16 protein-coding genes are annotated in these 21278 nt (G+C 63.3%); 2 read left to right on the forward strand and 14 right to left on the reverse strand.

Annotated elements, in window-relative coordinates:
* Positions 1–13: 13 nt before the first annotated feature.
* The 14 genes from ACEN98_RS07660 to ACEN98_RS07725 all read right to left on the reverse strand — a co-directional run bounded on the left by ACEN98_RS07660 (position 14) and on the right by ACEN98_RS07725 (position 16945).
* Complete coding sequence (locus ACEN98_RS07660) at positions 14–1111, reverse strand: M48 family metalloprotease (RefSeq protein WP_413383162.1); 1098 nt, start codon at positions 1109–1111, stop codon at positions 14–16.
* 14 nt (positions 1112–1125) lie between these two features.
* Complete coding sequence (gene dut, locus ACEN98_RS07665) at positions 1126–1575, reverse strand: dUTP diphosphatase (protein WP_258848851.1); 450 nt, start codon at positions 1573–1575, stop codon at positions 1126–1128.
* A gap of 25 nt (positions 1576–1600) precedes the next feature.
* Complete coding sequence (gene coaBC / locus ACEN98_RS07670; protein ID WP_413385960.1) at positions 1601–2821, reverse strand: bifunctional phosphopantothenoylcysteine decarboxylase/phosphopantothenate--cysteine ligase CoaBC; 1221 nt, start codon at positions 2819–2821, stop codon at positions 1601–1603.
* 19 nt (positions 2822–2840) lie between these two features.
* Complete coding sequence (gene lspA, locus ACEN98_RS07675; RefSeq protein ID WP_413338381.1) at positions 2841–3362, reverse strand: signal peptidase II; 522 nt, start codon at positions 3360–3362, stop codon at positions 2841–2843.
* Positions 3363–3415: 53 nt separating this feature from the next.
* Entirely contained in the window at positions 3416–6304 is a 2889-nt protein-coding gene (ileS, locus tag ACEN98_RS07680) for an isoleucine--tRNA ligase (RefSeq protein WP_413383165.1), read from the reverse strand.
* Positions 6305–6397: 93 nt separating this feature from the next.
* A complete protein-coding gene (locus ACEN98_RS07685) occupies positions 6398–7369 on the reverse strand; it encodes a bifunctional riboflavin kinase/FAD synthetase (RefSeq protein ID WP_413383167.1) in 972 nt (323 codons plus the stop codon).
* Positions 7370–7533: 164 nt separating this feature from the next.
* Positions 7534–8766: a hypothetical protein gene (locus ACEN98_RS07690; protein ID WP_413383169.1), complete on the reverse strand. Its 1233-nt coding sequence runs from the start codon at positions 8764–8766 to the stop codon at positions 7534–7536.
* Positions 8767–8835: 69 nt separating this feature from the next.
* Positions 8836–9267: an ExbD/TolR family protein gene (locus tag ACEN98_RS07695; protein ID WP_200948779.1), complete on the reverse strand. Its 432-nt coding sequence runs from the start codon at positions 9265–9267 to the stop codon at positions 8836–8838.
* 81 nt (positions 9268–9348) lie between these two features.
* Positions 9349–9777: an ExbD/TolR family protein gene (locus ACEN98_RS07700; RefSeq protein ID WP_371767846.1), complete on the reverse strand. Its 429-nt coding sequence runs from the start codon at positions 9775–9777 to the stop codon at positions 9349–9351.
* A 3-nt stretch (positions 9778–9780) separates the two neighbouring features.
* Entirely contained in the window at positions 9781–10713 is a 933-nt protein-coding gene (locus tag ACEN98_RS07705) for a MotA/TolQ/ExbB proton channel family protein (protein ID WP_200948780.1), read from the reverse strand.
* An 84-nt stretch (positions 10714–10797) separates the two neighbouring features.
* Entirely contained in the window at positions 10798–11460 is a 663-nt protein-coding gene (locus ACEN98_RS07710) for an energy transducer TonB (RefSeq protein ID WP_413383171.1), read from the reverse strand.
* A gap of 569 nt (positions 11461–12029) precedes the next feature.
* Positions 12030–13556, reverse strand: a complete 1527-nt coding sequence (locus tag ACEN98_RS07715; protein ID WP_025511494.1) for a SpoVR family protein — start codon at positions 13554–13556, stop codon at positions 12030–12032.
* A gap of 11 nt (positions 13557–13567) precedes the next feature.
* A complete protein-coding gene (locus ACEN98_RS07720) occupies positions 13568–14839 on the reverse strand; it encodes a YeaH/YhbH family protein (protein WP_413338370.1) in 1272 nt (423 codons plus the stop codon).
* A gap of 183 nt (positions 14840–15022) precedes the next feature.
* The gene (locus ACEN98_RS07725; RefSeq protein WP_036233941.1) at positions 15023–16945 is read right to left on the reverse strand and encodes a PrkA family serine protein kinase; all 1923 of its coding nucleotides are present in this window, start codon (positions 16943–16945) and stop codon (positions 15023–15025) included.
* Positions 16946–17687: 742 nt separating this feature from the next.
* Here ACEN98_RS07725 and ACEN98_RS07730 point away from each other — a divergent pair.
* Together ACEN98_RS07730 and ACEN98_RS07735 are read left to right on the forward strand one after the other, a co-directional pair.
* Positions 17688–18704, forward strand: coding sequence for an adenosine deaminase (locus tag ACEN98_RS07730; RefSeq protein WP_413383173.1), 1017 nt, complete (start codon positions 17688–17690; stop codon positions 18702–18704).
* 5 nt (positions 18705–18709) lie between these two features.
* Positions 18710–21241: an ABC transporter permease gene (locus ACEN98_RS07735; protein ID WP_413383175.1), complete on the forward strand. Its 2532-nt coding sequence runs from the start codon at positions 18710–18712 to the stop codon at positions 21239–21241.
* The last annotated feature ends 37 nt before the right edge of the window (positions 21242–21278 follow it).

Here is a 21278-nt window from a genome sequence, read left to right on the forward strand (position 1 = left end):
TAGCCGTTGGCGCTCACGGCACCAGCGGCTTCTTCGCCGCCCGCCTGGCCTTGACCTCGGCGATCGCTTTCTCCACCGCGGACAGGCGCTGCGGCAGCGCCGGATGATTGGCGCTGTAGCCGTTCAACACGCTGGGCGGATAGCTCTCGGCCAGGCGGTTCCAGAACGCGGGCGCGTCCTTGACGTCGTAGCCGGCGCGCGCGGCCAGGTAGATGCCGAGGCGGTCGGCGGCGGCGTCCGCGTCGGCCGGCATGGCCTTGATGCCGCCGCTGCCGATCAGCATCGACGTGTCGGGCGTGATGCTCTTCAGGTTGTCGATGATGCTGCCGATCGTCGCGCTGTTGCGTTGCGAGGACGGGTGGCCAAGCATGTTGTGGGCCATCGTCTTGGCCAGCACGAAGGCCAGTTCGTCGTCGTCGTGCGTAAAGTTGATCATGCCGCGCGTGACGAGTACGCGGCTGCCGTCGCCGTACGCGTTGACGTTGTCCGCGTTGCCCAGTTCGATCGCGAAGGCGCAGGCGCGCGTGACGGGAATGGTCAGCTGGCGCTCGCTGCGGCGGCGCTCGATCGTCATCGGCAGGCTCGCCTGCGATGCGAGGATCTTGCCGAACAGCGCGCCCGCCTGGGACAGCGCATGCTCTCCGGCCGGCAGCGGCTTGCCGGCGGCGGCGAGCAGCACGTCGCCCTCCTGCAGGCCGGCGCGCGCGGCGCCGCTGCCGGCCAGCACGTCGGTCACCTGCAGGCGTTCGTCCATGCCGAAGGCGACGTGCGCGGCTTCGTTGTATTCGCCTGGATAGGACCAGCGGTTCTTCGCCGTGAAGCCGAGGAGGTTGCGCGCCTGGCCCTTGCACAATTCGGCATTCTGGATCAGTAGCGGCGCCGCGACCTTGTACAGGCGCTCCTGCAGGGCCGCCATCTTCGTCAGGGTGTCCGCGGCGGCGGCCATCTGCGGGCTCAGGGCCGGAGCTTCGACGGGGCGTTCGGTGACGCGCGGCGTGGCCGACGGTTGACGCGGTGCCTGCGTGGCGCAGGCCGACAGCAGCAGGGCTGCGGTGATGCCCAGCGCGGTCGTCCTGAAACCCGCGGGGCGCTGACGAAGATGTCCGGTCATGTGCTCCTCATAGTTTATTGTTTGCCGGTGGAGCCGAATCCTCCTGCGCCCCGGTCGCTCGTTGCGAAATCCTCCACGACGTTGAAGCCCACCTGCATGACAGGCACCACGATCAGCTGCGCCAGGCGGTCCATCGGCTGCAGGGTGAACGTGGCCTGGCCGCGATTCCAGGTCGAGACCATCAGCTGGCCCTGGTAATCGGAGTCGATCAAGCCTACCAGATTCCCCAGAACAATGCCGTTCTTATGGCCGAGTCCACTACGGGGCAGGATCATCGCCGCATAGCCCGGATCGCCGATGTGGATGGCGAGGCCGGTCGGCACCAGCACCGTCTCGCCGGGGGCGATGGTCATGGGCGCCTCGATGCAGGCACGCAGGTCGAGGCCGGCGCTGCCGGCGGTGGCATAGGCCGGCAGGAAGTCCTTCATGCGCGGGTCGAGGATTTTCAGGTCGATATTCTTCATGGAGTGCTTGTGTGGTACGGGTGAATCAGGCCAGCAGCGAACGTTGTTCCAGACGCTTGGCAATTTCGGAAACGAGCTGACGCGCCAGTTCCAGCTTGGTCGCGCGCGGGAGCACCGTGTGGCCGCTTTCGTCGAACAGCACGATCGCATTCTCATCCTGCCCGAACGTCTGCGGGCCGATATTGCCCACGAGCAGAGGAATGCCTTTTTTCTCGCGTTTCACCGCGCCGTATTCGATCAGGTTTTCCGATTCGGCCGCGAAGCCGACGCAATACGGCCAGCCGTTCAGCGACGTGGTCGCGGCGACGGTCGCGAGGATGTCCGGGTTCTGCGCGAAGTGAAGTTGCGGGGCGTCGCCGCTGCCGTCCTTCTTGATCTTCTGGGCGCTGGCATTGTCCACGCGCCAGTCGGCGACGGCCGCCACGCCCACGAAGATGTGCTGGCCGGAGACGGCGGCCATGACGGCGTCCAGCATCTGGCGCGCGCTCTGCACGTCGATGCGGCGCACGCCATGCGGGGTGGGCAGCGACGTCGGTCCGGAGACGAGCGTGACGTCCGCGCCGGCCTCGCGCGCGGCGCGCGCGATCGCATAGCCCATCTTCCCGGATGAGAGGTTCGTGATGCCGCGCACGGGGTCGATCGCTTCATACGTCGGACCGGCCGTGATCAGCACGCGTTTTCCCGCCAGGAGCTTCGGCTGGAACGACGCGACGAGTTCCTCGAGCAGTTCGTCCGGTTCGAGCATGCGGCCCATGCCCGTCTCGCCGCAGGCCTGCGAGCCGGCGGCCGGGCCCAGGATGCGGACGCCGTCGTCGCGCAGCTGCGCGACGTTGCGCTGCGTGGGCGCCTTTTCCCACATCTCGACGTTCATCGCCGGTGCGACGAGCAGCGGCACGTGGTGCGGGCGCGCGAGGCACAGGGTCGACAGCAGGTCGTCGGTGGCGCCGTGCGCGAGCTTGAACAGGAAGTCGGCCGAGCAGGGCGCGACGAGGATGGCGTCGGCATCGCGCGTGAGGTCGATGTGCGCCATGTTGTTGGGGATGCGGCCATCCCACTGGTCCGTGAACACGCCGCGGCCGGACAGCGCCTGCATCGTCACGGTGCCGATGAAATGGGTGGCCGCCTCGGTCATCACGACCTGCACGTGCGCACCCTGTTTGGTGAGGGCGCGGCACAGTTCCGCGGCCTTGTAGCAGGCCACGCCGCCGGACAGGCCTAGGACGATCTTCTTGCCCTTCAGGTCCATGCTCATGGTTCCTCCGTGCTCAGTGTTTGTTCACGCGGCGCAGCTCATCGATGATGAACAGGAAGGCGCCGATCGTGATCGCGGTGTCCGCGATATTAAAAGCCGGGAAGTGGCCGACGCCGCGCCAGTAGAAGTCGAGGAAGTCGATCACGTGGCCGTAGGCGACGCGGTCGACGAGGTTGCCGAGGGCGCCGCCCATGATCAGCGCGAGGGCCCAGCAGAACATGCGCTGGCCCGCGTGCTTGCGCAGCAGGTAGATGATGAAGCCGACGGCCGCGATGGCGATGCCGGCGAACAGGTAGCGCTGCCAGCCGCCCTGGTCGGACAGGAAGCTGAATGCGGCCCCCTTGTTATACGCGAGGACCAGGTTGAAGAAGCTCGTGATGGACTTCTCTTCGCCGTGCATGAAGGTGCGCGTGATGGTGATCTTGCTGATCTGGTCGAGCAGGATGACGATGAAGGCGATGCCGAGCCACGGCGTCAGGCTGCCGCCCGAGCGCGACGAGACGGCGGAGAATGTTGGTTTTTTTTTGCTGGCCATGTCGATGGTCGTAAAGGTAAAACCCCGGGCACGCGGCCCGGGGCGCTGGTACGTCAGGCGAAGCGGCGCTGTTCCCCGCTGCCGAACAGGTTGCTCGTGCAGCGGCCGCACAGGCCCGGATGCGCGTGGTCATGGCCCACGTCGCGGCGGTAGTGCCAGCAGCGCTCGCACTTGGCGGCCGCGGACGGCGTCACGGTGACGGCTTCCTCCGCGGCGTCGGCGACCTGTTCGACGGTCGCCTGCGACGTGATGAACACGAACTTCAGGTCGTCGTCCAGGCTGGCCAGCGTCGCGTACTTGTCGCCGGCCGCCCTGAGCGCCAGTTCCGCCTGCAGCGACGAGCCGATCGCGCCGGATGCGCGCACTTCTTCCAGCTGCTTGGTGACGTCGGCACGGACGGCGCGCAGCAGCGCGTACTTGTCCAGCAGCGCGGTGCCGTCCGCGATCGCCGGGAAGGTCCACAAGGTCTGCGTGAAGATGGTCTCGTCGCTGTCCTTGTAGGCCTGCTCGCCCGCGAACACGGCCCACGCTTCCTCCGCGGTGAACGACAGGATCGGCGCCATGATGCGCAGCAGAGAATGCGCGATGTGCCACAGCGCGGTCTGCGCCGAGCGGCGCGCGTGCGAGTTCACGCCCGTCGTGTACAGGCGGTCCTTCAGGATGTCGAGGTAGAAGCCGCCCAGGTCTTCCGAGCAGAAGTTCTGCAGGCGCGCGACGACCGGGTGGAATTCGTAGCGTTCGAAGTGCTTGGCCACGTCATCCTGCAGGCGCGCGGTCTCGGCCAACGCGTAGCGGTCGATCTCGAGCAGCTCGGTCGCCGGCACGGCGTTCTTGACCGGATCGAAGTCCGACGTGTTCGCGAGCAGGAAGCGCAGCGTGTTGCGGATGCGGCGATATGCCTCCGTCACGCGCTTCAGGATCTCTTCGGACAGCGCCAGTTCGCCCGTATAGTCGGTCGACGCGACCCACAGGCGCAGGATGTCGGCGCCCAGCGTGTCGCTGATCTTTTGCGGCGACAGCACGTTGCCGAGCGATTTCGACATCTTGCGGCCATGTTCGTCCACGGTGAAGCCGTGCGTGAGCAGCGCCTTGTACGGCGGACGGCCATTCAGCATCGACGACGTCAGCAGCGACGAGTGGAACCAGCCGCGGTGCTGGTCCGAGCCTTCCAGGTACAGGTCGGCCGGGAAGTGCGACTGCGCCGCGTGCGAGCCGCGCAGCACGGTCTGGTGCGTCGTGCCCGAGTCGAACCACACGTCCAGCGTGTCGCGGTTCTTTTCGTACATCGCGGCTTCATCGCCCAGCAGGTCGCGCGGGTCGAGCTTGTGCCAGGCGTCGATGCCGCCCTGTTCGATCAGCCTGGCCACCTGCTCCAGCAGCTCCGGCGTGCGCGGGTGCAGGTCGCCGGTTTCCTTGTGCAGGAAGAAGGCCATCGGGACGCCCCACTGGCGCTGGCGCGACAGGGTCCAGTCCGGACGGTTGGCGATCATGCCCTGCAGGCGCGCCTGGCCCCAGTCGGGGAAGAACTGCGTCTCGGCGATGCCGGCCAGCGCGGATTCGCGCAAGGTCGGGCCGCCGTCCTTCGGCTTGACGTCCATGCCGGCGAACCACTGGCTCGTCGCGCGGTAGACGATCGGCGTCTTGTGGCGCCAGCAGTGCATGTAGCTGTGGTCGAACATCTTCAGCTCGAACAGGGCGCCGGCTTCGGACAGGGCGTTGCAGATCGGCTTCGATGCTTCCCAGATCGTCATGCCGCCGAACAGCGGCAGCGTGCTGGCGAAGCGGCCGTCGCCCATCACGGGCTTCAGGATCTCGTCGTCCTTCATGCCGTGCGCCTTGCAGGACTGGAAGTCTTCCAGGCCATAGGCCGGCGCGGAGTGGACGACGCCGGTGCCGCTGTCGGTCGTCACGTACTCGGCCAGGTAGACGGGCGACGTGCGGTCGTAGAACGGATCGGCCGCGTGCAGCGGGTGCTTGAAGCGGAGGCCGCCCAGCTTGTCGCCGGTCGTCGTCGCGACGATCCCGCCTTCCAGCTTGTAGCGCTGCAGGACGCTTTCGGCCAGGTCGTTCGCCACGATCAGCAGGATCGGTTGGCCGTTGCGATCGGCTTTCACGAGCGCGTACGTCACTTCCGGATGCACGTTCAGCGCCTGGTTCGACGGGATCGTCCACGGGGTCGTCGTCCAGATCACGATGAAGCCGTCGCCCGCGGGCAGCGCGTCCAGGCCGAACGCCTGCGCGACCTTGTCCGGTTCCGCGAACGGGAAGCCGACGTCGATCGCGGGGTCGCGCTTGTCCTGGTATTCCACTTCCGCCTCGGCCAGTGCCGAGCCGCAGTCGAAGCACCAGTTCACGGGCTTCAGGCCGCGGTAGACGTAACCCTTGTCGAGCATCGTGCCGAGGGCGCGCAGCTCGTCGGCCTCGTTACTGAAGTTCATCGTCAGGTACGGATTGTCCCATTCGCCCAGCACGCCCAGGCGGATGAAGCCGGCGCGCTGGCGGTCGACCTGCTCGAGCGCGTAGGCGCGGGCCTTTTGCAGCACCTCGGCCGTCGGCAGGTTCTTGCCGAACTGTTTTTCGATCTGGATCTCGATCGGCATGCCGTGGCAGTCCCAGCCTGGCACGTACGGCGCGTCGAAGCCGGCGATGGTGCGCGATTTGACGACCATGTCCTTGAGGATCTTGTTGACCGAGTGGCCCAGGTGGATGTCGCCATTCGCGTACGGCGGACCGTCGTGCAGGACGAATCGGGGACGGCCGGCGGCCGCCTTGCGGACGCGTTCGTAGATCTTCTTGTCCTGCCATTGCTTGACCCAGCCCGGCTCGCGCTTGGCGAGGTCGCCGCGCATCGGGAAGGGGGTGTCGGTCATGTTGACCGGGTATTTGCTCTCCGGCTTCTTGTTGCCTTGTTGGCCTTTCTGGCCTTGCTTGGTATCGGACATGGTGATTTCTAAAGTGGACTGCTGTTATTCGTGATGACGGGACGGCAGGCTGTTATGCCGTCCTTGGCGTCGTCGGGACTGCAAAAGTCCCGGTCAAATTCGGTCGGTGGCCGTGAGGGCGCCGGCGCGCCGGGCGAACCAGGCGCGTGCCTGCTGGGCGTCGCGCTCGATGGCGACCGTCAGTGTGGGGAGGTCGACGTATTTTTCTTCGTCGCGCAGCTTGGTGAGGAATTCCACGCGCACGAGCTTGCCGTAACAGGGCTGGTTCCAGTCGAAGACATGGACTTCCAGCAGCATGCGGCCAGCGTCCTCGACGGTCGGACGCACGCCGAGGCTGGCGACGGCCGGCAGCGGCTGGTCGGCCAGGCCGTGCACCTGTACGACGAAGATGCCGGCCAGGGCGGGGCGGTGGGCGACCCGCAGGTTCAGCGTGGGGAAGCCCAGCGTGCGGCCCAGTTTCTGGCCGTGGATCACGTGGCCGGACATCGAATACGGGTGGCCCAGCAGGGCGCGCGTGGCGTCGAAATCGGCGGCCGCGAGCGCGGCGCGCACGGCCGAGGACGAGATCCGGGTGGAGTCGTGCAGCACGGCCGGCAGGCTGTGCACTTCGAAGCCGTAGCGCTGGCCGGCTTCGGCCAGCAGGGCGACGTTGCCGGCGCGGCGGGCACCGTAGCAAAAGTCGTCGCCGACCATCAGCCATTTCACGTGCAGGCCGTCGACCAGCACGCGCCGCGTGAATTCGTCCGGCGACATCGAGGCGAAGTGCTCGTTGAAGTGTTCGACGATGACGCGGTCGACGCCGGCGTGTTCCAGCGATTCCAGCTTGTCGCGCAGGTTGGCGATGCGGGCCGGCGCCTTCGACAGGTCGCCGCTGCGCTGCGCAAAATATTCGCGGGGATGAGGTTCGAACGTCATCACGGCGGCTTCCAGCCCGAGCTTGCGGGCGCTCGCGGTCACGTGGGCCAGCAGCGCCTGGTGCCCGCGGTGGACACCGTCGAAGTTGCCGATCGTGAGCGCGCAGGGCGCGCGTGCCCTGTCGTTGGGAAGTCCGCGAAATACCTTCATTGGATGGTTCGTGCTTCTAGGCGAAATACCAGATTATACGGCAAAGGGCATGTTGCACAGCGCAACGCCTTTGCCGCGGCGGATGAGGTAGCGTTGCCCCGAATAAAAAAAGCGCAGCCTGCGTGACGCAGACTGCGCTTTTTGTTCAGCCCGGGGCAGGGCGATCAGCCGGAGATCGGCTTGTTGATCGCCATGATGAAGTAACGGGCCACTTCCGCCGTGCCATCGGTACCGCGGACGGTCTTGAGCGTGTTGATGGCTTGCTGCTTCTTGCCGGCGACGGCATACGCTTCGCCCAGGTGCAGCTTGACGTCTTCCGGATGCTTCAGGTCCTTGGCTTTCGACGCTGCTTCCAGCATCTTCAGGCCCTTGTCGGCCTGGCCGGACTGGACCAGTGCGTAACCCAGCGATGCGAGGCCGTCGTTGTCGGCGTCCTTGACCAGCTGCGCTTCGGTCGCGGCCAGGTTCTTGTTCTGGTCGGCCAGGCTCTTTTCGGCCAGGTCCTTCAGGCGCTGGTGACGCGCGGCGTCCGGGCCGGTGCCCAGTGCGCCTGCCTTGTAGCCCTTGTCGATGACCTTCAGGGCTTCAGCCGGCGCGCCGGCCTGCAGCACGAGCTGGGCCATTTCCATGTATTCGCTCGGCTTCTTCAGCAGGCCGTTGGCCAGCTTCAGGCGGTAGATGTCCACGGAGAGGCGGCCCGAGAAGCCCGGCTTGCTCTGCACGCGGTTCAGCAGGTCGGTCCAGTACTGGGCCTTCGGATAGTTGGCGGCCAGTTTCTCGATGGTGTTGACGTAGCCGGCCTTGTCGTTCTTCTTGAGCTGGATGTTGGCCAGCATGCCCAACTGGTCTTCGCTCAGGCGGCCGTTCTTCTCGGCCGTGCGCAGTTCATTCTCCAGTGCCTGGATGTTGCCCTGCTTGTAATAGTTCTGCATCAGGTAGGCGCGCAGCTTCGGATCGTCGCGCTCCTTCAGCTGGCGTTCGATGGCGGCGTTGGCCTTGCCCAGGTCGCCCGCGCGCATGTAGATGCCGATCAGGCCTTCCGAGAACTGGGCTTTTTCGGTCGCACTCAGCTTGCCGGAACCGATCAGGTATTCGAAGGACTTGGCGGCCGTGTCGTAATCGCCGGCGGCCGAAGCGGCACCGGCACGGGTGCGTTCGATCAGGTACGTCTCGTTGGCCGACTTGCCTCCGACCTTGTCGAGGTCGCGCAGCTTTGCCAGGGCTTCCTTGTTCTTGCCCGACTTCATGAGTTGTTGGGCTTCCTGCAGCGGCTTGCCGATTTCGGGACGGAGGACCTCCGCGGCGTAGACCGGGGCCAGGCCGACCACCGGAGCGGCGGCGGTGAATCCGAGGGCGGCCGCTACGAGGCCGAGGTGTGCGAGGCGGAATTTAGCCATTATCGAAATTCTCTCATTCAAAATAGACACGGCAGGGAAACCCTGCCGTGTTCATTATAGCCAAAGCGATTACTGGAACTGTTCGTTACCGACCATACCGATCTTGGTGACACCAAGACGCTGGGCCGATGCCATCACGCCAGCGACAACCTTGTACTCGACCAGCTTGTTCGGACGCAGGTGCACTTCCGGCTGATCAGCTTGGGCTGCCACATTGGCGAGCTTCGCTTCCAGGGTGGCACGATCCGGGACGGGCTGGTTGTCCCAGAGGACGGTACCGTCGAAGTCCACGTCGATCGTGATCACTACCGGTTCCTTGGTCGGCGGCGGCGGATTGCCAACCGGCATGTTCAAGTTAACCGAATGGTTTTGCTTTGGAATGGTGATGATCATCATGATGATCAGCACCAGCATGACGTCGATCAGCGGCGTCATGTTCATTTCCATCATCGGTTCCGGATCTGCTCCTTTAGCTCCGGACGAACCAACGTTCATACCCATGGTGTTTCCTTTCAAATCTTGGGAAACCAGCGTGACAGCGGTCGAAACCGCTATCACGCTGGCGGGTTGCGTCCTGGTGGATCAGCCCTTATCAGGCGGTTCGGTGATGAAACCGACCTTCTGAATCCCGGCACGCTGGGCCGTGTACAACACCTTGCCGATGAATTCGTAGCGCGTTTGCTGGTCGCCACGAATCTTCACTTCCGGCTGGGGCACTTTCACCGATTCCTTGGCCAGGAAATCGAACAGTTCGTCGGTGTTGGCCAGGTGCTTCTGGTTCCAGTACATCTCGCCATCTTTGTTGACGACGATGTTCACGTCTTCCGGCGTGGTTTTGACAACCTGGTTGGTCTCGATCGGCAGGTTAATCTTCTGCAGGTGGAGGACAACCGGGCTGGTGATCAGGAAGATGATCAGGAGAACCAGCATCACGTCCACGAGGGGCGTGGTGTTGATCTCTGACATCACTGCATCTTCATCTCCGCTATCGGAGCCAACACTCATGCCCATGGTTTAGCCAACCTTTTTAGCAGCGGCGCCTTGAGCACGTGCAGCTTCGGAGGTGTGCATTGCGCCCGAGATCAGGACCGAGTGCACGTCTGCGCTGAACGAACGGACGTCTTCCATTGCGGTCTTGTTACGACGGACCAGCCAGTTGTAGCCCAGAACGGCCGGAACTGCAACGAACAGACCGAATGCGGTCATGATCAGTGCTTCACCCACCGGACCTGCCACTTTGTCGATCGACGCGTTACCGGTCATACCGATGTTGGTCAGTGCGTTGTAGATACCCCAGACGGTACCGAACAGACCGATGAACGGCGAGGTCGAGCCGACGGTTGCCAGGAACGACAGGCCATCCTGCAGACGCGACTGGACTTTGTCCACGGCGCGCTGGATCTGCATGGTCACCCAGGTCGACAGGTCGATCTGCTCGAGCAGGGCGCCGTCGTGGTGCTGGGTTGCCTTGGTGCCGGTTTCAGCGATGAAGCGGAACGGCGAGCCTTCGGTCAGTTGAGCCGAGCCGGCAGCGATCGACGGTGCTTTCCAGAATTTCTGGTTGGTTTCCTTCGACTGCTTGAAGATCTTCATCTGGTCCAGCAGCTTGGTGACGATGATGTACCAGGAACCCATCGACATGATGGCCAGGATGATCAGGGTCATACGCGAGACGACGCCGCCTTCCCACACAGCCTGGATACCGAACGGGTTCTCGACTTCTTCTTTCTTGGCTTCGCCGCCAGCTGCCGGAGCCGCTGCCGGTGCCGAAGCGGCAGCGTCGGCTGCCGGTGCTGCTGCGTCAGCCGCCGGTGCCGCTGCCGGTGCGCTCGCTGCTGCCGAGGCCGGAGCGTCGGCGAAGGCCGGAGCGGACACCAGTGCCGATGCCGCAGTGACCGAGAACAGGAGAGCCGCTACGGTAGCGGACAAACGGGTATTCTTAAACATGCTTCCTCCAAAAATTTAAAATGAACAGTTCGCTGAACTAATAACAACGAAAATCATGCTTTTGAGACGATACGCTGTCTCTGGTTATTCCAGCGTCCAGACGTACTGAACCGGCTGCCAGGACTCGATGGCCTGGCCGTTCTCAGTTGCCGGCTTGAACCGGCACTTGCCCAGTGCCACCTGAGCAGCCTTATCCAGGTCGCGGAAGCCGCTGGACTTCGTGACCTTGGAATCCTTCACACCACCGTCCGAACCAATCAGGAACGAGATGGTCGACACACCCGTTTCTTCGTTACGCAGCGACGACTTCGGATATTCCGGCTTCGAGCACGTATTGAAGTCTGCGACTGCCGGGGTGCGGGCCGGACCGGCCGGCTTGGCTACCGGTGCCGGTGTCGGAGGCGCCGGCGGTGCCTTCACGATTTCGGTCGTCGCCGGTTTCGCCTGCGTCGTGTTAGCGATCACATTTTGCTGCGGCGGCGGGGTTTGCACTTGCACTTCCACCGGCGGGATGAACGGCGGAGGCGGCGCTTTCATTTCCGGCGGCGGCGGCGGGGGCGGCGTCTCCGGAGGTGGCGGCGGTTTTACGTCTTCAATGATCTTGGTCTCCACTGCCTCGGCCATCTTGCTGACCATGCGTTTGCCGAGACCAGTAACGATCCCGTAAGCAACGACCAGGTGCAAGACGATGACAACGGCGATACCAGTCAAATTCTTCCCGGGGTTCTTCTCATGCGAAAAATTCATCCTGCTTTCTCCAATACCAACCTTTTTTTGTTGCTACTAAACCCACAAAACACGACAAAAAGCTAAGAGCCGCATCCGGGACATCGGCGAATTATACCTACGAATTCTTTTTTGCACATACATTTTTACGCCCTCAAAGAGAGCCTATTTGTCTGTAAAAACAGGCAAAGAAAGTGATCAATAAAGAAGGGGCGCGGGTATGCCGATGGAGGTGGAAGTTAGTTGTTTTGCAATGTTGAGCGGACCCCTTTCATAATGTGTGGAAGATAAGGCTGCTGCCCTCGAAACGCCGAATTTTCCATGCCTATTTTGCAGCTCAGCAAATATAATAAGAAATTATCATGGCGTTTCTGCCAACTATATCGAAGTTCCAAGCGCGAGGGCGTACTGTTGAAGCGGTTTTGACCCCGGATAAAAGGGGCCAGTCATAACAAGTCCTTATGTCGATACAGGCACTTGATATGGCTCATTCGCCACGTCAGATGTTAGTTGAACTACATCACAAGGGGAAGATGATGTCAACAGGATGGAAGAAAAAATGCCCGCGCCGAGTAGCGCGGGCCGGAAGGTCAGTAACGCGCGCGCTTCTCGCGACGGCACTCCAGGCTGCTCACGACACGCCCGGATGGGTCAACGGTCTCGAGGCGCACATCGAAGCCCCATAGCCGTGCGACGTGCTTCAGGACCTCATGCGCCTGCTGGTTCAGGGGGCGGCGCTGGAACTGGGTGTGACGCAGCGTCAGCGCACGGTCGTCCCGCGTGTTGACTTGCCAGACCTGGATGTTCGGCTCGCGGTTGCCGATATTGTACTGATCGGCAAGTTGCTGGCGGACGTAGCGGTATCCGGCCTCGTCGTGGATGGCCGAAATCGTCAGCTTGTCGCTGCGGTCGTCGTCCAGCACGGCGAAGAAGTGGAATTCCCGGATCAGCTTGGGCGACAGGTACTGGGCGATGAAGCTCTCGTCCTTGAAATTGCGCATCGCAAAGTCGAGCGTCTTGAGCCAGTCGCTGCCCGCGATGTCCGGGAACCAGGCCTTGTCCTCGTCCGTCGGCTCTTCGCAGATGCGCTTGATGTCCGTCATCATCGCAAACCCGAGGGCATACGGATTAATGCCATTGTAATAGGGGCTCGTGGCCGGCGGCTGGTAAACGACGTTCGTATGGCTCTGCAGGAATTCCAGCATGAACCCGTCGCCGACGATCCCTTCTTTATAGAGCTCCTGCAGGATCGTGTAGTGCCAGAAGGTCGCCCAGCCTTCGTTCATGACCTGGGTCTGGCGCTGCGGGTAGAAATACTGTGAGATCTTGCGCGTGATCCGCACGAGCTCGCGCTGCCACGGTTCGAGCAGCGGGGCGTACTTCTCGATAAAGTAGAGGAGGTTTTCCTCGGGCTCGGGCGGGAAGCGGGGCGGCGGCTGGTCCTTGATCTGTTCCTCGCGCCGCGGCAAGGTGCGCCACAGCTCGTTGACCTGCGACTGCATGTATTCCTCGCGCTCTTTCTGGCGCGCCGCTTCCTGGGCGACCGACAGCTTGGCCGGCCGTTTGTACCGGTCCACGCCATAGTTCTGGATCGCGTGGCAGGAATCGAGCAATTCCTCGACGGCGTCGATGCCGTGCCGCTGTTCGCACTCGGCAATATAGTTCTTCGCAAAGACCATGTAGTCGACGATGGCGTCGGCATCGGTCCAGGTCCGGAACAGGTAATTGCCTTTAAAGAAGGAATTGTGGCCATATGCCGCGTGCGCGATCACGAGCGCCTGCATCGTCAGGCTGTTTTCCTCCATCAGATAGGCGATGCAGGGATTCGAGTTGATGACGATTTCGTAGGCGAGGCCCATCTGGCCCCGTTTATAACTCTTTTCCGTCGTCAGGAAATGCTTGCCGAACGACCAGTGGTTGTACGAGACGGGCATGCCGACGGACGTGTACGCGTCCATCATCTGTTCGGCCGTGATGATCTCGAGCTGATTGGGATAGGTGTCCAGGCCGAACTTCCTGGCCACCCGGCGGATTTCCTCGTGCGCCTGTTCGATCAGGTCGAACGTCCATTCCGACTGCTCGGGCAGGGCGCGCGGGTTGTTGGGATCTCTTGGCATAGCGGGCCTCGCTACTTGGGCTGCTTCTTGAACAATTCGCGGAACACCGGATAGATGTCCGCCGGCGTCACGATCTTCTGCATGGCGAAGTTCTGGTGATCGGCCGCCACCTCGGCGTACTGCTCCCACAGGTTCTGGGGCGGGCCGTCGGTGATCTCGACATACGTGTAGTACTGGACCATGGGCATGATCGCGTTGGTCAGGATCTGCTTGCACAGCACGGAGTCGTTGTCCCAGTTGTCGCCGTCCGAGGCCTGGGCCACGTAGCTGTTCCAGTCGCCGTTGCTGTAGCGTTCCGTGATGACCTTGTTCAGCAGGTGCAGCGCCGACGACACGACCGTGCCGCCCGATTCGCGCGAGTGGAAGAACTCGTTTTCGTCGACCTCGGCCGCCGCCGTGTGGTGGCGGATGAAGACGACGTCGATGTGTTCGTAGACCCGCTTGAGGAACAGGTACAGCAGGATGAAGAAGCGCTTGGCGGTGTCCTTGCGGCTTTCATCCATCGATCCGGACACGTCCATGATGCAGAACATGACGGCTGCCGTGGACGGTTTCGGGATCTTGATGCGGTTGCTGTAGCGCAGGTCGATCGGGTCGATGAACGGGATCGCCAGCAGGCGCGTGTGCAGGTGATGGATCTTGTGCTTCAGTTCGATCACCTGCGGATCGTCGTCCTCCGCACCCTGTTCGCGCAGGTCGCGCAACTGGTGCTCGAGCGCCGTCAACTGCTTGCGGGACGGACCGCCCACCGCGATGCGCCGGCCGAGCGCGCCGCGCAGGGAGCGCAGCACGTGGATATTCGACGGCGTGCCGGAGATGTTGTAGCCGGCGCGCTGGTTCTTGTATTCGACGACCTGGGTCAACTGCGTCTTGACCATGTTCGGCAGCTCGAGGTCTTCGAAGAAGTAATTCATGAATTCTTCGCGGGACAGCTCGAAGATGAAATCGTCTTCGGTCGTCTGCTCGCTGTTGCCCGCACGGCCGCGTCCGGCGCCGCCGCCACCGCCGCGGGGGCGGTTGATCGTGTCGCCTTTCTGGTATTCCGTGTTGCCGGGGTTGACGGTCTCCCACACGCCGCCATGGGCGTGTCCGAAATGCGGCTCGCTCACGTCCTTGACGGGAATCGAGACCTTCTCGCCATTCTCTACGTCGGTGATCGAGCGACCCTTGATCGCCCGGCCCACCGCATCCTTGATTTGCGCCTTATAGCGGCGCAAGAAGCGTTCGCGGTTGACCGCAGACTTGTTCTTGCCCTGCAAGCGTCGGTCGATGAGGTAAGTCAAAACAGGCCTCCTGCTGAAAGTCGCGGCGGGCCGGATTTCTTCCCGGTCCTTACATAATATAACGCGCCGCGTCGTCACGTGGTTGGCGTCGCGGATTCCGGTGACCGGCTGCGTGCCGGTCGACCGGTCCTGCCCGGCGGGCGCTCCACCGCCCGCCCCACGCTCCTGGTTTTGCGATGGCCTTTACGAGGACTTCCTTACGCGTAAGTACCACTCGCAGAGCAGGCGGACCTGCTTGGGCGTATAGCCTTTTTCGACCATACGGGCCACGAAGTCGGCATGCTTGGTCGCATCTTCCGCGCTGGCTTTCGCGTTGAACGAAATCACCGGGAGCAGTTCCTCGGTATTCGAGAACATTTTCTTCTCGATCACGGTGCGGAACTTCTCATAGCTGGTCCACGCAGGATTCTTGCCGCCGTTCGTCGCCCGCGCGCGCAGCGCGAAGTTGACGATTTCGTTGCGGAAATCCTTCGGGTTCGAAATGCCGGCCGGTTTCTCGATCTTCTCGAGCTCGGCGTTCAACGTTTCGCGGTCGAAGCTTTCGCCCGTGTCCGGATCGCGGAATTCCTGGTCCTGGATCCAGAAGTCGGCAAACGTGACGTAGCGGTCGAAGATGTTCTGGCCGTACTCGGAATAGCTTTCCAGGTAGGCCGTCTGGATCTCCTTGCCGATGAAGTCGACGTAGCGGTTCGCCAGGTGTTCCTTGATATAGGACATGTAGCGCTGCTCGGTCTCGCCCGGGAACTGTTCCCGTTCGATCTGCTGCTCCAGCACGTACAGCAGGTGCACCGGGTTCGCCGCCACTTCGGTGTTGTCGAAGTTGAAGACCTTGGACAGGATCTTGAACGCGAAGCGGGTCGACAGGCCGTTCATGCCTTCGTCCACGCCGGCGTAGTCGACATATTCGTGCAGCGACTTGGCCTTCGGATCGGTGTCCTTCAGGTTCTCGCCGTCGTACACCAGCATCTTCGAATAGATGCTCGAGTTTTCCGGGTCCTTCAGGCGCGACAGGATCGCGAACTGGGCCATCATGCGCAGCGTGCCCGGGGCGCAGGGGGCCTTGTCGAGCGAGGAATTGCGCAGCAGCTTGTCGTAGATCTTGACCTCGTCCGACACGCGCAGGCAGTACGGCACCTTGACGATATAGATACGGTCGAGGAATGCCTCGTTGTTGCGGTTGTTGCGGAAGGTTTTCCACTCGGATTCGTTCGAGTGCGCCAGGATGATGCCTTCGAACGGGATCGCGCCGAAGCCCTCGGTGCCCTTGTAGTTGCCTTCCTGCGTGGCCGTCAGCAGCGGGTGCAGGACCTTGATGGGCGCCTTGAACATCTCGACGAATTCCATCAGGCCCTGGTTCGCCAGGCACAGGCCGCCCGAGTAGCTGTAGGCGTCCGGATCGTCCTGGGCATAGTCTTCGAGCTTGCGGATGTCGACCTTGCCGACCAGCGAGGAAATGTCCTGGTTGTTTTCGTCGCCCGGTTCCGTCTTCGAGATCGCGATCTGCTTCAGGATGGACGGATAGCGTTTGACAACGCGGAACTTGCTGATGTCGCCGCCGTATTCATGCAGCCGCTTGACTGCCCACGGACTCGGCACCGCACGCAGGAAGCGGCGCGGGATGCCGTAGTCCTCTTCGAGGATGGCGCCGTCCTCGTCCTCGTTGAACAGGCCGAGCGGCGATTCGTTCACCGGCGAGCCTTTCAGCGCGTAGAACGGCACCTGTTCCATCAGGTGCTTGAGTTTTTCCGCGATCGACGATTTACCGCCACCGACCGGCCCCAGCAGATAAAGAATCTGCTTGCGCTCTTCCAGGCCCTGGGCCGCATGGCGGAAATAGGAAACGACCTGTTCGATCACTTCCTCCATGCCGTAGAACTCGCGGAATGCGGGATATACCTTGATGACCTTGTTGGCGAAGATGCGCGAGAGGCGCGGGTCGAGGCGGGTGTCGACCAGGGTGGGTTCGCCGATTGCGGCCAGCATGCGCTCGGGAGCGCTGGCGTAAGTCAGGGGATCTTTTTTGCAAAGCTGAAGGTACTCAGACAGGGAGTATTCCTCTTCCCGGGTACGCTCATAGCGGGCTGCGTAGTTATCAAAAATGGTCATGTGAATGTCCTCTAATGTGCTAACACTGATCACGTCTGGCGGCTGACTGAGACTGCCGCCCAAGCCCGGTCTTGGCAGGTGGGACGTCGAAAACCTGCTGCGCGTTGCATTTTTGTCCTGCGATGCTCGCTGTACCAGCGTACAGCTGCGCTTCTCGAACAAAACTGCTGCCGCTCGCGGCGGTTTTCGAGATCCCCCAAAGCGTTCTTGTTGGGGTCGCCGTCTGGATTTGGAGGTCAGAAGATCTGACACAAAACGAAGGGCGATGTTCTTGTTCTCATCCGGTTTTGACCGGAGCCTCGTGGTACCCGCCGTTGTGGATCCAGGCGGGTGGCGAGGCCCCTCGCCGGTTTGTTAGCGCCCGCTGAGAGCGTCTTCTTACGCTTATGAAATTTATTATCTGCCTATTAGTTCTCGAAGTCAAAACAGTGTCGTGCACGTGTATCCGGCCTTTCCAAGTCCTTGTAACGAATAAGGAAATAACCTTTTTTAAGATCATTGCGAACCACGCCTTTACACCTTTTTTGGTATTTCGGACATGGTTTCCAACCAAGACTTTTGATCCCGTCAGCCACGATCATGTTTATTAATCGTTAAGTAAATAGTGCACCATCTTGCTAAGCAGTGGCGCACGCGTATCGTGTATGGACATATCAGGAATTCTTCAGTGAAATGAGAGGGTTGCATCGATGCGCTACACTGGCTGCCTGATTCCATTCCACCGATTCAACGCGGAGATCCCATGCTGAACGAACAGCTGCGCCATATGTTGCAGGCGATGCCGAAAGCAGAATTGCACATCCACATCGAAGGCTCGCTCGAGCCCGAGCTGATTTTTGAGCTCGCGCAAAGAAATGGTGTGTCTCTTCCGTATGCATCGGTCGAAGCGTTGCGTCAAGCGTACGCTTTCACCGATCTACAGTCGTTCCTGGATATATATTACGCAGGCGCAAGTGTTCTGCTGACCGAGCAGGACTTTTATGACATGACGATGGCCTACTTGCGCCGTGCCGCCGCGGACAACGTCCGCCATGCGGAGATCTTCTTCGACCCGCAGACCCACACGGCGCGCGGCGTGCCGTTCCAGACCGTCGTCGACGGCATCTGGCGCGCCTGCCAGGACGGGCCGATCAGCGCCACCCTGATCATGTGCTTCCTGCGCCACCTGTCCGAGGAAGAAGCCATTGCCACGCTGGAAGAAGCGCTGCCGTTTCGCGACAAGATCATCGGCGTGGGCCTCGACTCGTCCGAGGTGGGCCACCCGCCGGAAAAATTCGCGCGCGTGTTCGAGCGCGCCCGCAACCTCGGCCTGCACCTCGTCGCGCACGCGGGCGAGGAGGGGCCGCCGGCGTACATCGAGAGTGCGCTCGACGTGCTCAACGTGGAGCGCATCGACCACGGTGTGCGCTGCCTCGAGGATGCCGACCTGACGGCGCGCCTGGTGCGCGAACAGATGGCGCTGACCGTGTGTCCGCTGTCGAACATCAAGCTGCGCGTGTTCGACGTGATGGGCGACAGCAACCTGCGCCGCCTGCTCGACGAAGGCCTCGCCGCCACCGTGAATTCCGACGACCCGGCCTATTTCGGCGGCTATATCAACGACAATTACCTGGCCGCGTTCGACGCACTGCCGCTCGGCGTGAATCACGCGCGCCAACTGGCGAAGAACAGCTTCGCCGCCGCCTTCCTCGAGCCCGAGCGCAAGCGCGCGTACCTGGCCGAAGTGGACGCCTTCTTCGACGCCGCACAGGCCGCGTAACCGCCATGCTGATCCAATCCCTGCGCATGACCGCACGCGACTGGCGTGCCGGCGAATTGCGGTTCCTGCTGGTGGCGCTGGTGGTCGCCGTGTCGGCGCTGGCGGCCGTCGGCTTCTTCGTCGACCGCATGCGCGCGGGCCTGAACCGCGACGCGCGCCAGCTGCTGGGCGCCGACCTGCTCGTCAACGCCGACCAGCCGCTGCGCCAGGACTGGCGCGACGAAGCGGCGCGGCGCGGCCTGCTGCTGGCCGACACGGTGACGTTCCCCAGCATGGCGCAGTCCGGGCAGGGCGATGCGTCGCAGGCGCTGCTGGCGTCGGTGAAGGCCGTGTCGACGACTTATCCGCTGCGCGGCGCCATGCGCGTGACGACGAGCACGCTCGATGCGAGCGAAGCCCTCGGCGACATCACGCACGACACCCCCGCGCCGGGCACGGTATGGGTCGACGTCAACCTGCTGCCGCCGCTGCGGATCAAGGTCGGCTCGACGATCCAGCTCGGCGACAAGCCTTTCAAGGTCGCGCGCCTGATCGCGTCGGAGCCGGACCGCGGCGCCTCGTTCGCCAATTTCGCGCCGCGCGTGATGCTGGCGCTGTCCGACCTGAAAGCGACTGGCCTCGTCGACAACTATGCGCGCGTCACGTACCGCATGCAGGTGGCGGCGAAGTCGCCGAACGACCAGGCCGCGATCGCCGGCTACGAGCGCTGGCTGCGCGGCCGGATCGCGGCGGACAACGTGCGCGGCGTGCGCATCGAGACGCTGGAAAACGGCCGTCCCGAAATGCGCTCGACGATCGACCGCGCCGAGCGCTTCCTGTCGCTCGTCGGCCTGCTGTCGGCAATGCTGGCCGCGGTGGCCGTCGCGATGGCCGCGCGCCGATTCATGCAGCGCCACCTCGACGCCTGCGCGATGCTGCGCTGCCTCGGCATGACGCAGAACGAGGTCGGCGCGCTGTTCCTCATCGAGTTCGTCATCGTCGGCCTCGCGGGCAGCGTGCTCGGGGTGCTGGTCGGCTTCGGCGCGCACTTCGTGCTGCTCGAGATGGTGAAAGGCCTGGTTCCCACCGAGCTGCCGCCCGTGTCGCTGCTGCCCGCGCTGCAGGGCATCGCCACCGGCATGCTGCTGCTCGTGGGCTTCGCGCTGCCGCCCGTGCTCCAGCTGCGCAACGTGCCGCACAACCGCGTGATCCGGCGCGAGCAGGCGGCACCGAAGCCGCTCGCGCTGGCCACGTACGGCTTGGGCGCGGCCGTCTTCGTCGGGCTGCTGCTGTGGCAGGCCGGCGACCTGCAGCTCGCGCTGCTCACGGCCGGCGGCTTCGTCGGCGCGTTCGGCCTGTTCGCGCTCGTCGGCTGGCTCGCGCTGCTGTCGCTGCGCCGCCTGCGCGGCGCGTTCCGCCACCAGGCGTGGCGCTTCGCCATCACGTCGCTGCAGCGGCGGCCCGGCGCGACGGTCGTGCAGATCGTGTCGCTGTCGCTGGGCCTGATGGCGCTGCTCGTGCTGACCGTCGTGCGCGGCGACCTGATGTCCGCGTGGCGCACGGCGACGCCGCCCGATGCGCCGAACCGCTTCATCATCAACATCCAGCCCGACCAGCGCGACGGTGTCGCCCGCACGATCCGCGCGGCCGGCGTGCCCGACCCGACCTTGTATCCGATGATCCGCGGCCGGCTCGTCGCCGTGAACGGCAACGCGGTGACCGCGACCACGTACACGGACGAGCGGGCGAAAGGCCTCGCGGAGCGTGAATTCAACCTGTCCTCGACGGCGGACCTGCCGGCGACGAACGAGATCGTGGCGGGCCGCTGGTACCGCGACGCGCCGGGCGTGGCCGAAGCCTCGGTCGAGCAGGGCCTCGCGAACACGCTGCGCCTGAAGCTGGGCGACACGATGCGCTTCGACATGGGCGGCCAGATCGTCGACGCGCAGATCACGAGCCTGCGCAAGCTGGAATGGGGATCGATGCGGGCGAACTTCTTCGTCATCATCAACCCGGCCGCGATGAAGGATGCGCCGACGACGTACATGACAGCGTTCCACCTGGCCGCGCGCGGCATCGGCCTGGCCAACACGCTGACGCGCGCGTGGCCGAATCTCACCGTCATCGACGTCAGCGGCATCATCCGGCAGGTGCAGGAAGTGCTGGACCAGGTCGTCGTGGCGGTGGAATTCCTGTTCATGTTCACGCTGGCCTCGGGCGTGCTGGTGCTGTACGCGGCGCTGATGGGATCGCAGGCCGAGCGCACGCGCGAAGCGGGCCTGCTGCGCGCGCTGGGCGCCACGCGCGGCCAGCTGGCGCAGGCGCAGCGTATCGAGTTCATGCTGGTCGGCGGCCTGTCCGGGTTGCTGGCGGCATCGGGCGCGGCGGCGCTGGGCTGGGCGTTGGCCAGGTACCAGTTCAAGTTCCCGTGGACGTTCGATCCGACCGTGTGGGGCGCGGGGCTGGTCGTGGGCGCCGTGTGCGCGCTCGTCGGCGGCTGGCTCGGCCTGCGCAATGTGTTGCGGCAGCCACCGTTGCAGACACTCAGGGAAGCTTGACGTTCCAGTGGTGCGTGCGTTGCGCTATCATGGACGG

Source organism: Massilia sp. CT11-137 (assembly GCF_047302885.1).
Classification (GTDB): domain Bacteria; phylum Pseudomonadota; class Gammaproteobacteria; order Burkholderiales; family Burkholderiaceae_D; genus Telluria; species Telluria orientalis.